The 15,514-nt window shown below is 67.1% G+C and carries 14 protein-coding genes and 1 tRNA gene; all 15 read left to right on the plus strand.

What is annotated here, in order from left to right; genetic code table 11:
* Window positions 1-141 (plus strand): elongation factor Tu (tuf, locus tag HZB25_14495; GenBank protein MBI5838443.1); only part of this gene is annotated, 141 nt, incomplete at its 5' end.
* A 56-nt stretch (window positions 142-197) separates the two neighbouring features.
* Window positions 198-347, plus strand: a complete 150-nt coding sequence (gene rpmG / locus HZB25_14500) for a 50S ribosomal protein L33 (protein MBI5838444.1) — start codon at window positions 198-200, stop codon at window positions 345-347.
* A gap of 61 nt (window positions 348-408) precedes the next feature.
* Window positions 409-485, plus strand: a tRNA-Trp gene (locus tag HZB25_14505).
* 24 nt (window positions 486-509) lie between these two features.
* Complete coding sequence (gene secE, locus HZB25_14510) at window positions 510-710, plus strand: preprotein translocase subunit SecE (GenBank protein ID MBI5838445.1); 201 nt, start codon at window positions 510-512, stop codon at window positions 708-710.
* A gap of 13 nt (window positions 711-723) precedes the next feature.
* Window positions 724-1,257 (plus strand): transcription termination/antitermination factor NusG, encoded by a 534-nt coding sequence (gene nusG / locus HZB25_14515; GenBank protein MBI5838446.1) that lies wholly within the window; start codon window positions 724-726, stop codon window positions 1,255-1,257.
* A gap of 72 nt (window positions 1,258-1,329) precedes the next feature.
* On the plus strand, window positions 1,330-1,755 hold the full coding sequence (rplK, locus tag HZB25_14520; GenBank protein MBI5838447.1) for a 50S ribosomal protein L11: 426 nt from the start codon (window positions 1,330-1,332) through the stop codon (window positions 1,753-1,755).
* 122 nt (window positions 1,756-1,877) lie between these two features.
* On the plus strand, window positions 1,878-2,579 hold the full coding sequence (locus tag HZB25_14525) for a 50S ribosomal protein L1 (GenBank protein MBI5838448.1): 702 nt from the start codon (window positions 1,878-1,880) through the stop codon (window positions 2,577-2,579).
* A gap of 12 nt (window positions 2,580-2,591) precedes the next feature.
* Window positions 2,592-3,113, plus strand: a complete 522-nt coding sequence (rplJ, locus tag HZB25_14530) for a 50S ribosomal protein L10 (protein ID MBI5838449.1) — start codon at window positions 2,592-2,594, stop codon at window positions 3,111-3,113.
* 235 nt (window positions 3,114-3,348) lie between these two features.
* A complete protein-coding gene (gene rplL / locus HZB25_14535; GenBank protein ID MBI5838450.1) occupies window positions 3,349-3,711 on the plus strand; it encodes a 50S ribosomal protein L7/L12 in 363 nt (120 codons plus the stop codon).
* A gap of 180 nt (window positions 3,712-3,891) precedes the next feature.
* Window positions 3,892-7,752 (plus strand): DNA-directed RNA polymerase subunit beta, encoded by a 3,861-nt coding sequence (gene rpoB / locus HZB25_14540; GenBank protein MBI5838451.1) that lies wholly within the window; start codon window positions 3,892-3,894, stop codon window positions 7,750-7,752.
* Between the two features lie 13 nt (window positions 7,753-7,765).
* Complete coding sequence (gene rpoC, locus HZB25_14545; GenBank protein MBI5838452.1) at window positions 7,766-12,079, plus strand: DNA-directed RNA polymerase subunit beta'; 4,314 nt, start codon at window positions 7,766-7,768, stop codon at window positions 12,077-12,079.
* Between the two features lie 119 nt (window positions 12,080-12,198).
* A complete protein-coding gene (locus HZB25_14550; protein ID MBI5838453.1) occupies window positions 12,199-12,591 on the plus strand; it encodes a 30S ribosomal protein S12 in 393 nt (130 codons plus the stop codon).
* 10 nt (window positions 12,592-12,601) lie between these two features.
* On the plus strand, window positions 12,602-13,072 hold the full coding sequence (rpsG, locus tag HZB25_14555) for a 30S ribosomal protein S7 (GenBank protein MBI5838454.1): 471 nt from the start codon (window positions 12,602-12,604) through the stop codon (window positions 13,070-13,072).
* 162 nt (window positions 13,073-13,234) lie between these two features.
* The gene (fusA, locus tag HZB25_14560) at window positions 13,235-15,316 is read left to right on the plus strand and encodes an elongation factor G (protein MBI5838455.1); all 2,082 of its coding nucleotides are present in this window, start codon (window positions 13,235-13,237) and stop codon (window positions 15,314-15,316) included.
* A 57-nt stretch (window positions 15,317-15,373) separates the two neighbouring features.
* On the plus strand, window positions 15,374-15,514 hold a 141-nt coding region (gene tuf / locus HZB25_14565), incomplete at its 3' end, for an elongation factor Tu (protein ID MBI5838456.1).

Here is a 15,514-nt window from a genome sequence, read left to right on the forward strand (position 1 = left end):
GAGATGGTGATGCCGGGCGACAACATCACGATGTCGATCGAGCTGATCACGCCGATCGCGATGGAGAAGGAGCTTCGGTTCGCCATCCGCGAGGGTGGCCGCACCGTGGGCGCCGGCGTCGTCGCGGAAATCATCGAGTAGCGGCCAGGGCCGCGTGACACGCGGGGCGCCCGGGGCGCCCCCGATGGAGCAACCGGATGCGCGAGCAGATCCTGCTGGCCTGTGGCGAGTGCAAGCGGCGCAACTACACCACCAAGAAGAACAAGCGCCTGCACCCCGACCGGGTCGAGTTCAAGAAGTACTGTCGCTTCTGCAAGAAGCACACGCCCCACAAGGAAACGAAGTAAAGGGACGGGCGGCGGCCGGCCGGCGGATTCGCCGGGCGGCCGTGTCGCGCGGTCCAGCGGTAGGCCTGTAGCTCAGCTGGCTAGAGCACCGGTCTCCAAAACCGGGGGTCGGGGGTTCGAATCCCTCCAGGCCTGCCATCCCTCCGGGAGGATGTTTCGGGAATGGCGCAGATCGTCCAGCAGTCGGTCACGTTTCTCAAGGAAGTGCGCGACGAGTTCCGCAAGGTCAGCCGTCCGACGCTGCCCGAGCTGCGAAACTCCACGCTCGTCGTGAGCATCACGGTGGGGCTGATCGGGCTGACCGTCGGCCTCCTGGACCAGATCTTCGGGCGCGTGGTCCAGCTCGTGCTGAGCTTCCGGTAGCAGGGGCGTGACAATGGCGAAGCAGTGGTTCGTGGTCCATACGTACTCCGGCCACGAGAAGAAGGTCCAGGAGAACATCCAGCGCGCCGCGCGGGCCGCCGGCCTCGAGGAGGCGTTCGGCGACGTCATCGTGGCGACCGAGGAATTCGCGGAGATGAAGGAGGGCAAGCGCACCGTGTCCCGGCGGCGCACCTTCCCCAGCTACGTGCTCCTCAACATGGACATGTCCGAGGCGACCCGGACCCTGGTGACGAACGTGCCCGGGGTGACCGGGTTCGTGGGCTCCGGCGCCAACCCCATCGCGCTCAAGGAAGCGGAAATCGAGCGCGTGAAGGGCCGCATGAAGGAGTCCAAGGGCGGGCGCCCGGCGCCCGAGTCGAAGTACCGCGTGGGCGAGCACGTCAAGGTGGTGGACGGCCCGTTCAACGGGTTCACGGGCGTGGTGGACGAGACGCACCCCGAACGCGGGAAACTCAAGGTGATGGTCAGCATCTTCGGGCGCGCCACTCCGGTGGAGCTCGATTACCTGCAGGTGCAGCCGGTCTAGGCTGGCGCGTCGCGCGGCGGCCCCGTCCGGGCGGACGGGCCGGCAGCGCCGGATCTTCGGAAGGACAGCAAGATGGCGAAAGAAATCACCGCTCTCGTGAAGTTGCAGGTGCCCGCCGGCGCCGCCAACCCCGCGCCGCCGATCGGTCCGGCCCTGGGACAGCACGGCGTCAACATCATGGACTTCTGCAAGCAGTTCAACGCCCGGACCCAGGCGCAGGCCGGCCTGATCATCCCGGCGGTGATCACGATCTACAAGGACCGGAGCTTCACCTTCATCCTGAAGACCCCGCCCGCCGCGGTGCTGCTCAAGCGCGCCGCGGGAATCGCGAAGGGCTCCGGGGTGCCGAACCGCAACAAGGTGGCCAAGGTCACGCTGGCGCAGGTCCGCGAGATCGCCGAGCTCAAGAAGCCCGACCTCAACTCCAACGACGTCGAGCACGCAATGAGCATGGTGATGGGCACCGCCCGCAGCATGGGCATCGAGATCGCCTCGTAGGGCAGCTTTCCCGGCGGACCGGCCGACGGGCCGCCGGGCCTCCCGGGGACGCGGGGATCGCGTCCCCAGCATCCAGCCGCGTGGGAGCGCCGTATGGCGCGCTTGGACCACGAGGAGACCGCATGAAGCACGGCAAGAGGTTCCGCAAGGGCGCGGAGATCGCCGGCGAGTCGCACGTCCCACTCCGGGACGCGGTGAAGCGCCTCAAGGAGACCCCCGGCGCCAAGTTCGACGAGACCGTCGAGATCGCCATCCACCTGGGAGTGGACCCGCGCCACGCCGACCAGCAGGTCCGCGGCACGGTGATCCTGCCGCACGGCATCGGGAAGTCGCTCCGGGTGCTGGTGCTGGCCAAGGGGGAGAAGGAGAAGGAGGCGCAGGAGGCGGGCGCCGACCACGTGGGCTCCGACGACTACGTCGCGAAGCTGCGCGAGGGCTGGATGGACATCGACGCCATCGTCGCCACGCCCGACATGATGGGCGAAGTCGGCAAGCTCGGGAAGGTGCTCGGCCCCCGCGGCCTGATGCCCAACCCGAAGGCCGGCACGGTCACCTTCGACGTGGCCAAGGCGGTCAAGGAGCTCAAGGCGGGCAAGATCGAGTTCCGCGTGGACAAGGGCGCGAACCTGCACGCCCCCGTGGGCAAGAAGAGCTTCGTGGAGGAGAACCTGTTCGAGAACACCCTGGCGTTCCTGAAGGCCGTGACGCGGCTCAAGCCGTCCGGCGCGAAGGGCCAGTACATGAAGAGCATCACGCTCAGCTCCACCATGGGCCCGGCCGTCCGCGTGGACGCCAACCTGGTCCAGGCCGAGCTGAAGGTATAGGGGGACGACGAGATGCCGACTGCGGAAAAGGAAAAAGAAGTCGCGTTCCTCGTCGAGCGCCTGGCCGCCGCGAAGAGCGTGATCCTCTCGGAATACGCCGGGATGGACGTGGAGACGGTCACCGTGCTGCGCCGCAAGTGCCGCGAGCAGCAGGTGGAGTTCCGCGTCACCAAGAACACCCTGATGCGGCGCGCGCTGAACACGCGCGGCCACGCCGGGCTGGACGAGCACCTGAAGGGCCCCCTGGCGGTCGCGTTCGCGGCCGACGAGGTCACCGCCGCGAAGGTGCTCGCGGACTTCGCCAAGGAGCACCAGCTCCCGAAGATGACCGCGGGCCTGGTGGACGGCAAGATCCTGAGCGCCGCCCAGCTGGGCGCCCTGGCGCGCCTGCCGGGCAAGACCGAGCTGCTCACGCAGCTGGTGTACGTGCTGAGCAGCCCCGCCCGCAACCTGGTCACGGTGCTCAGCGCCCCGGCGCGGAACCTGGTCATGGTGCTGGGCCAGGTGGAGAAACAGAAGGCCGGAGCGGCCTGATCCCTTGGTTTACGGAGCCCGGCGGGACGCCGCCACTGTGGACCGCAACGGGCGATGCGAGCCGAGCGACGCGGGGAAGTGATGCGCCCCGCCCGCGCGGCATAGATACCGAACCTCGAGAAGCAACCATGTCCGGGAACGCTCCCCGGGGCGGCGAGGCCGCCCTGGGACCAGGGACCCGGCAGCCACATAGCGGGGGCCCGGCGCCCCCCTAGGAGGAACTCCCGTGAGCGTCATCAACGAGATCGTCGAAAAAGTCGAGAAGATGAGCGTCCTCGAGGTCAGCGAGCTGGTGAAGGCCCTCGAAGACAAGTTCGGCGTGTCGGCCGCCATGCCCATGATGGCCATGGCCGCGGGCCCGGCCGCCGCGGCTGCCGCCGAGGAGCAGACCGAGTTCGACGTCATCCTGGCGAGCGGCGGCGACAAGAAGATCCAGGTCATCAAGGTGGTGCGCGAGCTGACCGGCCTGGGACTCAAGGAGTCCAAGGACCTGGTGGACGGCTCCCCGAAGCCGCTCAAGACCAAGATCAGCAAGGCCGAGGCCGAGGACATCAAGAAGAAGATCGAGGAGCAGGGCGGCACCGTCGAGATCAAGTGACGAGTGCGCCGTGACCTGCCGGGTCTCGACGCAGGCGTGGGCCGCCCGGAGGAGTGTTCTCCGGGCGGCTGCACGCGCTTTCGGCGTCGTGGGCCGGGCACCCGCGGTGTGACAGGGACAGGGGAGTCGCGGAAGCCTTTGTAGTCGCTGTATGGGAAAGGTGGGACCGCCTTGCAGGGCATGATTCGTCGCGAACGCGTGAGCTTCACCAAGCTGGAGAAGGAGTGGCAGCTCCAGATCCCGAACCTGCTGGACGTGCAGCTGAAGTCCTTCCGGGACTTCCTCCAGCTGGAAACGGATCCCTCGAAGCGCAGGAACGAGGGTCTCCAGGAGGTCTTCCGGAGCGTCTTCCCGATCTCGGACGCCCGGGACCTGTACTCGCTGGAGTTCATCAGCTACGAGGTGGGTGAGCCCAAGTACTCGGTGGACGAGTGCCAGGAGCGCGACCTGACGTTCTCCGCGCCGCTCAAGGCGCGCATGCGCCTGGTGATCCGCGAGGACGCGAACGGCAAGCGCGCCGTGAAGGAGGTCATCGAGCCGGAGGCCGGGGTGTACCTCGGCGAGCTGCCGCTGATCACCGACACCGGCACGTTCATCATCAACGGCGCGGAGCGCGTGATCGTCTCGCAGCTGCACCGCTCGCCGGGCGTGTTCTTCGACGAGACGCCGCACCCCAACGGCAAGAAGCTCTTCTCCGCGCGGATCATTCCCTACCGCGGCTCGTGGGTGGAGTTCAGCCTGGACATCAACGACATCATGTACGTCCACATCGACCGCAAGCGCAAGCTGCCGGTCACGGTGCTGCTGAAGGCCCTCGGCTACGTCAGCGACCACGACATCCTGGACCTGTTCTACGAGAAGGTCCGCTGCGACTTCAAGGGCAAGGCCGATCCGCCGTGCCTGCATCGCGTGTCCGCCGAGGACATCGTGGACCCGGACACCGGCGAGGTGGTGCTCGAGGTCAACGAGGAAATCACCCCCGAGAAGCTCGAGCGCCTGCGCAAGGCGAAGATCCACGAAGTCACCTACTTCGTGATCCCGCACCGCGACGAGGCCGACGTGGTGCGCAACACCCTGCGCAAGGACAACACCAAGACCGACGAGGAGGCCCTCGGGAAGATCTACAACCTGATCCGCCCGGGCGAGCCGCCGCGCGCCGAGACCGCGCGCGACATCCTCACCAAGCTGTTCTTCAACCCCAAGCGCTACGACCTGGCGCGCGTGGGGCGCCACAAGCTCAACCAGAAGCTCAACCACGACGTGCTGCTGGGCGACGAGAAGAAGCGCAAGCGGCTGGATCACCACCGCCCCGGCCAGGACTCCTCCATCCTGTGCCGGGAGGACTTCCTCGCCATCGTGAAGTACCTGGTGCTGCTGCGCACCGGCGAGGAGCTGGAAGGCGAACTGGTGGTCACCGACGACATCGACCATCTCGGCAACCGCCGGGTGCGCTCGGTGGGCGAGCTGCTGGCCAACCAGTTCAACATCGGGCTGGCGCGCATGGCGCGGATCATCCGGGAGCGCATGAGCCTCCAGGAGGAGACCCTCACGCCCTACGACCTGATCAACTCGCGGACCATCTCCGCGGTGATCCAGAGCTTCTTCGGCTCCAGCCAGCTCTCGCAGTTCATGGACCAGACCAACCCGCTGGCCGAGCTGACGCACAAGCGCCGGCTCTCGGCTCTGGGACCGGGCGGCCTCACCCGCGACCGCGCGGGCTTCGAGGTCCGTGACGTGCACTACACCCACTACGGGCGCATGTGCCCCATCGAGACGCCGGAAGGCCCGAACATCGGGCTGATCGCGTCGCTGTCCACCTACGCCCGGGTGAACGAGTTCGGCTTCCTGGAGACCCCCTACCGCGTCGTGAAGGACGGCAAGGTGCTGATGGACAAGCGCAGCATCAAGTTCCTGTCCGCCGACGAGGAGGACCGCCACTACATCGCGCAGGCCAACGCCGAGGTGGACCCGCGCAGCGGGCAGCTGGGCGAGGACCGCATGACGGTGCGGTTCCGCTCCGAGTACCCCACCGTGGCGCGCGAGGAAGTGGAGTACATGGACATCTCGCCGATCCAGCTGGTGAGCCCGGCGGCGGCGCTGATCCCGTTCCTGGAGCACGACGACGCCAACCGCGCCCTGATGGGCTCGAACATGCAGCGCCAGGCCGTCCCGCTGATCCAGACCGACGCGCCCTTCGTGGGCACCGGGCTGGAGGGCAAGGTGGCCGAGGACTCCGGCGCGCTGGTGCTGGCGAAGCGCGACGGCACGGTGGAGGGCGTCACCTCCGACTCCATCCAGGTGCGCTACGACACCCGCGACGGCGTGCCCACGCCCGACTACATCGGCAAGACCGGCGTGGACGAGTACCGGCTCATCAAGTTCAAGCGCTCCAACCAGGACACCTGCATCAACCAGCGCCCCGTGGTGCACGCGGGCCAGCGGGTCCGCAAGGGCGACGTGCTGGCCGACGGCGCCTCCACCTCCATGGGCGAGCTGGCGCTGGGCGCGAACGTGCTGGTCGCGTTCATGCCGTGGGGCGGGTACAACTTCGAGGACGCCATCCTGGTCTCCGAGCGCCTGGTGAAGGACGACGTCTTCACCTCCATCCACATCGAGGAGTTCGAGCTGCAAGTCCGGGACACCAAGCGCGGGGTCGAGGAGATCACGCGTGAGATCCCGAACGTGAGCGAGGACGCCATCAAGAACCTCGACGACGAGGGCGTGGTCCGCGTCGGCGCCCGCGTCCGGCACGGTGACATCCTCGTGGGCAAGGTGACCCCGAAGGGCGAGACCGAGCTCACGCCCGAGGAGCGGCTGCTGCGCGCCATCTTCGGCGACAAGGCCGCCGACGTGCGCGACGCCTCGCTGAAGGCGCCCCCGGGCATGGACGGCATCGTCATCGACATCAAGGTGTTCTCGCGCCGCGAGAAGGACGAGGGCTCCAAGGGCTACGAGAAGAAGAAGGTGGACCGCCTCAAGCGCCAGACCGGCAAGGAGAAGGCGCAGGTCAAGGAGCAGCGCGACGAGGCCATCCGCAACATCCTTCGCGGCCAGGCGGCGCACCGCATCGTGAGCGCCAGGACCGGCGACGTGCTGGTGAAGCCGGGCCTGAAGCTGACCGACGAGCGGCTCGGCGAGATCGACTTCGACGACCTGCAGTGGGGCCAGGAGCTCACCAAGGACGAGAAGGTCAACGAGCAGATCTGGAAGCAGATTGACGCGGCCTCGGCGGCGCTGACCCGCATCGAGCGCGACCTGGAGAAGGAAACCAAGAAGGTCACCCAGGGCGACGAGCTGCCTCCGGGCGTGGTGAAGCTGGTCAAGGTGTACGTGGCCAAGAAGCGCAAGCTCTCGGTGGGCGACAAGATGGCCGGCCGCCACGGCAACAAGGGTGTGGTGGCGAAGGTCCTGCCCGAGGAGGACATGCCGTACCTGGTGGACGGACGCCCGGTGGACATGGTCCTCAACCCCCTGGGCGTGCCCTCCCGAATGAACATCGGGCAAATCCTGGAAACGCACCTCGGCTGGGCGGCGCAGCGGCTGGGCTTCAACGTGGCCACCCCGGTGTTCGCCGGCGCCACGGTGGAGGAAATCAAGGCCAAGCTCGCCGAGGCCGGGCTGGACACCGACGGCAAGTCGCACCTCTACGACGGCCGCAGCGGCGAACAGTTCGACTCCCGGGTGACCGTGGGCTTCATCTACATGATGAAGCTCTCGCACCTGGTGGACGACAAGATCCACGCGCGCTCCATCGGCCCGTACTCGCTGGTCACGCAGCAGCCGCTGGGCGGCAAGGCCCAGTTCGGCGGCCAGCGCTTCGGGGAGATGGAGGTGTGGGCGCTGGAAGCCTACGGCGCCGCCCACACGCTGCGTGAGCTGCTCACCGTGAAGTCGGACGACGTCAACGGCCGCTCCCGGATCTACGAGGCGATCGTCAAGGGCGAGAATCCGGCCGAGCCGGGCGTGCCCGAGTCGTTCAACGTGCTGGTGAAGGAGCTCCAGAGCCTCTGCCTGGACATCCAGACCATGGAAGAGAACTGAGAGGACGTACAGGATGGAAGAGAACATCGGCCTGCAGATGCCGCCGTCGCCCCCGCCGGGCAGGATGTCGCTGACCCGTGGCGAGGACCGTGACCGCCGCAAGCCGGCGACCTTCAACTCGATCAAGATCAAGCTGGCCTCGCCGGAGGTCATCAAGGAGTGGTCGTACGGCGAGGTGACCAAGCCGGAGACGATCAACTACCGCTCCTTCAAGCCGGAGAAGGACGGCCTGTTCTGCGAGAAGATCTTCGGCCCGGTCAAGGACTGGGAGTGCAACTGCGGCAAGTACAAGCGCATCCGCTACCGCGGCGTGGTGTGCGACCGCTGCGGCGTGGAAGTCACCCAGGCCAAGGTCCGCCGCGAGCGGCTCGGGCACATCGAGCTGGCCGAGCCGGTGGCGCACATCTGGTTCTTCAAGGGCGTGCCCAGCCGCATCGGTCACCTCCTGGACATGAGCATCCGCGACCTCGAGCGCGTGCTCTACTACGAGAGCTACGTGGTGATCGACGCGGGCAACACCCGCCTCAAGCCCAAGGAGCTGCTCTCCGAGGACCAGATGGAGGAGCTCGCGGGCGACAACACCGCGCAGTTCACCGCCGAGATGGGCGGCCGGGCGATCCGCACGCTGCTGGAGCAGATCGACCTGGACCTGCTGTGCGCCGAGCTGCGCAGCACCGCCAAGATCGAGACCTCGGTGCAGCGCAAGCGCGAGGTGCTGAAGCGCCTGCGCGTGGCCGAGGCGTTCCGCAAGAGCGGCAACCGGCCGGAGTGGATGATCCTCAAGGTGGTGCCGGTGCTGCCGCCGGACCTGCGCCCGCTGGTGCCCCTGGAGGGCGGCCGCTTCGCCACCTCCGACCTCAACGACCTGTACCGCCGGGTGATCAACCGCAACAACCGGCTCAAGAAGCTCATGGACATCAAGGCCCCCGCGGTGATCCTGCGCAACGAGAAGCGCATGCTGCAGGAGGCCGTGGACGCGCTGTTCGACAACGGCCGCCGCTCCCGCGCGGTGCGCGGACAGGGCGACCGGCCGCTGAAGTCGCTGTCCGACATGCTCAAGGGCAAGCAGGGCCGGTTCCGGCAGAACCTGCTGGGCAAGCGCGTGGACTACTCCGGCCGCTCGGTGATCGTGGTGGGTCCGGAGCTCAAGCTGCACCAGTGCGGCCTGCCCAAGAACATGGCGCTGGAGCTGTTCAAGCCCTTCATCATCCGCAAGCTCGAGGACAAGGGCTTCGTGCAGACGGTGAAGTCGGCCAAACGGCTGGTGGAGCGCGAGCGGCCCGAGGTGTGGGACATCCTGGGCGAGATCATCAAGGGCCACCCGGTGCTGCTGAACCGCGCGCCCACGCTGCACCGCCTCGGCATCCAGGGCTTCGAGCCGGTGCTGGTGGAGGGCAAGGCGATCAAGATCCACCCGCTGGTGTGCCAGGCGTTCAACGCCGACTTCGACGGCGACCAGATGGCCGTGCACGTGCCGCTCTCGTTCGAGGCGCAGATCGAGGTGAGCACCATCATGCTCTCCTCGCACAACATCCTCTCGCCGGCCAACGGCCGGCCGCTGGCCACGCCCAACCAGGACATCGTGCTGGGCTGCAACTACCTGACCAAGGCGCGCGGCGCCTGCCTGAACCCGGCCTACGCGAAGTGCGAGGCCGCGATCGTCGCCGACCTGAAGAAGAAGTGGAAGGCGAAGGGCTGGCTGGGCAAGCCCGAGGACGAGGAGCGGCTGCGCAAGGTGGTGCGCGAGGACCCGCGGCGGCTGCGCTCGTTCCCGAACGCCACCGAGGCGCTGGCGACCTACGACCGCGGCGAGATCAAGCTGCACGAGCGGATCGCGCTGCGACTGCAGCCCGGGCAGCACGTCATGGAGCCCGAGAAGAAGGACCCGGCGGCCGCGCGCGACGAGCGCGCCGCCTACGACCACTTCGAGACCACCGCGGGGCGCGTGCTGTTCAACCAGCACCTGCACCCGGCGCTCCAGTTCGTGAACAAGGACATGGACAAGAAGGGCCTCGAGAACCTGGTCGGCGGCTGCTACCGCAAGCTCGGCCCGGCCGAGACGGCGGCGCTGCTGGACGAGCTCAAGGATCTGGGCTTCAAGTTCGCCACGCAGGCCGGCATCACCGTGGGGATTGACGACGTGGTGATCCCGCCCAGCAAGGCCGACATCGTGGCCAAGGCCAAGACCGAGGTGCAGCGCGTCACCAGCGAGTACCAGCGCGGCGTGATCACCGAGAACGAGCGCTACAACCTGGTGATCGACGCGTGGTCGAAGGCCGCCACCCAGGTGGAGCAGGCCACCATGAAGCACCTCTCCCTGGAACAGGACGGCTTCAACCCCATCTACATGATGGCCCACTCGGGCTCCCGCGGGAGCCCCGAGCAGATCCGTCAGCTCGCCGGCATGCGCGGCCTGATGGCCAAGCCGCAGAAGAAGATCACCGGTGGGCTGGGCGAGATCATCGAGAGCCCGGTCATCCGGAACTTCAAGGAAGGCCTGACGGTGCTGGAGTACTTCATCTCCACGCACGGAGCCCGCAAGGGACTGGCCGACACCGCCCTGAAGACGGCCGACGCGGGCTACCTGACCCGCCGGCTGGTGGACGTGGCGCAGGACGTCATCATCACCGAGGACGACTGCGGCACCGCGCTCAACCTGACGCGCTCGGCGCTGAAGGAGGGCGAGGAGGTCGTGGAGAGCCTCTCCGAGCGCATCGTGGGCCGCGTGACCTCCGAGGACGTGGTCAACGATCTCACCGGCGAGGTGCTGGTGCGCGCCGGCGAGGAGATCACCGAGGAGAAGGCCAAGGAGATCGAGGACTGCGGCCTGGAGCGGGTGATGATCCGCTCGGTGCTGGTGTGCGAGTCGCGCCGCGGCGTGTGCAAGAAGTGCTACGGGCGCAACCTGGCCACCGGCCGCATGGTGGACACCGGGGAGGCCGTGGGCGTGATCGCCGCGCAGTCCATCGGGGAGCCGGGCACGCAGCTCACGCTGCGGACGTTCCACATCGGCGGCGTCTCGGGCCGCATCGCGGAGGCCGCGCGGAGGCTGTCGAACGCCGCCGGCACCGTGCGCTTCAACAAGCTCGAGACGGTGAAGAACCGCGACGGCATGCCGGTCACCGTGGGCCACAAGGGCGAGATCCGCATCGAGGGCCCCGACGGCAACATCGTCCAGCGGTTCGAGCCGCTCTACGGCGCCACGCTGCTGGTCCAGGATGGCCAGGAAGTGCCCCTGGGCGCCCCGCTGGCCGAGTGGGACCCGTACAACACCCCCATCGTGACCGAGGTCACCGGCACGGTGAAGTTCATCGACATCAAGGAAAAGCTGACCATGCGCGAGGAGCTCGATGAGAACACGAGCATGAAGCTGTTCGTGATCATCGAGGACCGCGAGAAGCTGCGCCACCCGCGCCTGGACGTGGTGGACGCGGCCGGCAAGACGCTGGGCCAGTACCCGCTGCCCACCGGCGCGCGCCTGAGCGTGCGCGACGGCGACGCCGTGCACGCGGGCGAGATCATGGCCAAGATCCGCCGCGAGTCCGCCAAGGTGCGCGACATCACCGGCGGCCTCCCGCGCGTGGCGGAGCTGCTGGAGGCGCGCAAGCCCAAGGACCACGCCATCGTGAGCGAAATTGACGGGCGCGTGGAGTTCGACAAGGTGGTCCGCGGCATGCGCAAGCTGCGGGTGGTGAGCGACGAGGCCGACGAGCGCGAGTACCTGATCCCGCAGGGCAAGTACCTGCACGTGCAGGAGGGGGACCGCGTGCACTCGGGCGACCGGCTCACGGAAGGTCCCATGAACCCGCACGACACGCTCCTGATCCAGGGCATCAACCGGGTTCAGGAGTACCTGGTGGACGAGATCCAGGAGGTCTACCGGCTGCAGGGCGTGCGCATCGACGACAAGCACATCGAGGTCATCGTCCGGCAGATGCTGCAGAAGGTCCGGATCAAGGACCCGGGCGACACGGTGTTCCTCGAGGGCGAGGACGTGGACAAGCTGACCCTGGCGGAGGAAAACCGCCGGGTGGAGGCCGAAGGGGGCCAGCCCGCGACGCATCAGCCCTTGCTGCTTGGGATTACGAAGGCGTCGCTGTCCACGCCGAGCTTCATCTCCGCGGCCTCGTTCCAGGAGACCACCCGCGTGCTCACGCAGGCGGCGGTATCCGGTGACACGGATGAACTTAGGGGCCTCAAGGAGAACGTCATCATCGGCCACCTGATCCCGGCGGGGACCGGACTGGCTAAGTACCGCAAGATCAAGGTGTTGAAGGAGGACGAGGCGGTCGAGCGGCCGGAACCCGAGGATGCAAAAACCGCTTGACAGGTCCCGGGCACATCCCTAATATTTCCATTCTGCGCCCGGTCCAGGCAAACGTCCGAACCACGTAAGCGCTTGTAAAACCGCCCGCTGACTCTAGTCGCCGGGTCCCAGGAGTTTTCTTGCCAACGCTGAACCAATTGGTCCGCAAGGGCCGCAGTCTCGTGCGCCGCAAGAACACGGCGCCTGCCCTTAAGGGATGCCCGCAGAAGCGCGGCGTCTGCACCCGCGTGTACACGTCCACACCGAAGAAGCCGAACTCGGCCCTCCGGAAGGTGGCGCGCGTGCGGCTCACCAACGGCATGGAAGTCACCTGCTACATCCCCGGCGAAGGCCACAACCTGCAGGAGCACTCCATCGTGCTGATCCGCGGGGGGCGTGTGAAGGACCTGCCCGGCGTGCGCTACCACATCGTGCGGGGCACGCTGGACGCGAGTGGCGTGGACGGACGCAAGCAGAGCCGGTCCAAGTACGGGACCAAGAGCGGCGCCAAGGGCGCTGTGAAGAAGAAGTAGGGGAGCGTTCATGCCGCGCAAGAAGTCCATCATCAAGAAGGAGCTGCCGCCCGACCCGCGCTTCAACAACGTGCTGGTCACCAAGTTCGTGAACTCGGTGATGAGCGGCGGCAAGAAGAGCACCGCGGAAGGGATCGTGTACAACAGCATCCAGCTCCTCGCCGAGAAGACCGGCCAGGACGGGCTGTCGGTGCTCAAGACGGCGCTCAACAACGTGAAGCCGGTGCTCGAGGTGAAGTCCCGCCGTGTCGGCGGCGCCACCTACCAGGTGCCGGTGGAAATCCGCCCCGAGCGGCGCACCGCCCTGGCCATCCGCTGGCTGCTGGTCAGCGCCAAGGCGCGGTCCGAGAAGACCATGGCCGACAAGCTGGCGGGGGAGCTGCTCGCGGCCTCGAAGAACGAGGGCGGGGCGGTCAAGAAGCGGGAAGAGACCCACCGCATGGCCGAGGCCAACAAGGCCTTCGCGCACTACCGGTGGTAGGACGCCGTCCCGGTTCGCGCCGGGCGGCTGGCTGAATCAATCGCGGGGCGCCGGCCCGGGTCGCAGGCCGGAATAGCCCATAAACGGTGCACCTGCCTGTTCCGTTCGGAAAGGTGGTGATGCAAACCCGAGACCCAGAAACGAAGTAAAGGATGGCAGGAATTGCCACGCGTAACGCCTCTTAGCAGAACCCGAAATATCGGCATTATGGCCCACATCGATGCCGGAAAAACGACCCTCACCGAGCGGATCCTGTTCTTCACGGGCCGCGTCCACCGGATGGGTGAGGTTCACGAGGGTTCTGCGGTCATGGACTGGATGGAGCAGGAGCGGGAGCGCGGGATCACCATCACCGCGGCCGCGACCACCGCCCAGTGGCGAGACCATCGGGTCAACATCATCGATACGCCCGGCCACGTCGACTTCACCGTTGAAGTGGAGCGGTCCCTGCGCGTGCTGGATGGCGCCATTGCCGTTTTCTGCGGCGTTGGCGGCGTCGAGCCCCAGAGCGAGACCGTGTGGCGGCAGGCGGACAAGTACAACGTCCCGCGGATCGCGTTCGTGAACAAGCTGGACCGTGTCGGGGCCGACTTCGACTACGTGATCCAGATGATGCGCGAGCGACTCGGGGCGAACCCGGTCACGCTGCAGACCCCGATGTACGCAGGGGACGTGTTCGAGGGCGTGATCGACCTGGTGGAAATGAAGGCGGTCTTCTACAAGGACGCCGGCCCCAAGGGCAGCACCTTCGAGGAGACCGAGATTCCCCGGGACCTTAGGAAGAAGGCCGACGAAGCCCACCGGCAGATGCTGGACCAGGTCGCCGAATTCGACGACGAAATGGTCCACCTCTACCTGGAGGGCAAGGAAGTCACGACGGAAATGGTCCGCAGGGCCATCCGGCGCGGCACCGTGATCGGCAGGATCGTCCCGGTGATGGCCGGATCGGCATTCAAGAACAAGGGAGTGCAACCTTTGCTGGACGCGGTCGTGGATTACCTCCCCTCGCCGGTGGACAAGCCGCCGGTCCAGGGCGTGAATCCCGATACCCTCGAGCCCGAGACGCGTGAGATCAACGACGACTCGAAGTTCTCCGCCCTGGTGTTCAAGATCCAGACGGACCCGCACGTCGGCAAGCTCACCTTCTTCCGGGTGTATTCCGGCCAGCTCGAGGCCGGCAGCGGGGTGTACAACGCCGCGCGGGGCAAGATGGAGCGCGTCGGGCGCCTGGTCCAGCTGCATGCGAACAAGCGCGAGGAGATCGACACCGTGTACTCCGGCGACATCGCGGCGGCCATCGGCCTCAAGCAGGCCGGCACGGGCGACACCCTCACCGTGAAGGACCACCCGATCCAGCTGGAGTCCATGCATTTCCCCGAGCCCGTGATCTCGGTGGCCATCGAGCCGAAGACCCGGGCCGACGAAGAGAAGCTCTCCACCGCCCTCGGCAAGCTCTCCGAAGAAGACCCCACCTTCCGCGTCAGCACCCACGAGGAAACCGGCCAGACCATCATCGAAGGCATGGGCGAGCTGCACCTCGAGATCCTGGTGGACCGGATGATGCGCGAGTTCGGCGTGGAAGCCAACGTGGGCAAGCCGCAGGTGGCGTTCAAGGAGACGGTCGGCGTGGCCTCCAAGGCCCGCGGCCGTTTCGTGCGCCAGAGCGGCGGGCGCGGCCAGTACGGCGATTGCGAGATCGAGCTCGAGCCGCTGCCGCCGGGGTCCGGGTTCGTGTTCGAGAACAACATCGTGGGCGGCTCGATCCCCCGGGAGTACATCCCCTCGGTGGAGCGCGGGATCATGGAGGCGATGCAGTCCGGCGTGCTGGCCGGCTACCCCATGGTGGACGTGAAGGTGGCCCTGGTGGACGGCAGCTACCACGACGTGGACTCCTCCGAGATGGCGTTCAAGATCGCCGGCTCGATGGCCCTCAAGGAGGCCTCGCGCAAGGCGAAGCCGAGGCTGCTGGAGCCGGTGATGGATGTCGAGGTGGTGGTTCCGGAGGAGTACATGGGCGAGGTCATCGGCGACCTCACCTCCAAGCGCGGGCGCATCGGCGGGATGTTCATGCGCAAGGAAGCCCGCGTGATCGCGGCCTCGGTGCCGCTGGGGGAGATGTTCGGCTACGCCACGCGCCTGCGCTCGCTGACGCAGGGCCGGGCCGTGTACACCATGCAGTTTTCCCGCTATGAGCCGATGCCGGCGAGCATGGCGGAAGAGATTGTCGAGAAGGTCAGGGGTTAGCCTTGCCGGGGCCCGGGTCGCGCGCCCGGCCGGTGGTGCCAATCACGGAGGAGCGAGATGGCCAAGCAGAAGTTCGAGCGTACCAAGCCGCACGTGAACGTGGGCACGATCGGGCACGTGGACCACGGGAAGACGACGTTGACGGCGGCGATCACGATGGTTCTTTCGCAGAACAACCCGAAGATTCACGTTCGCGAC

The organism is Candidatus Eisenbacteria bacterium, from assembly GCA_016235265.1.
In the GTDB taxonomy this organism is placed as follows: domain Bacteria; phylum Eisenbacteria; class RBG-16-71-46; order RBG-16-71-46; family JACRLI01; genus JACRLI01.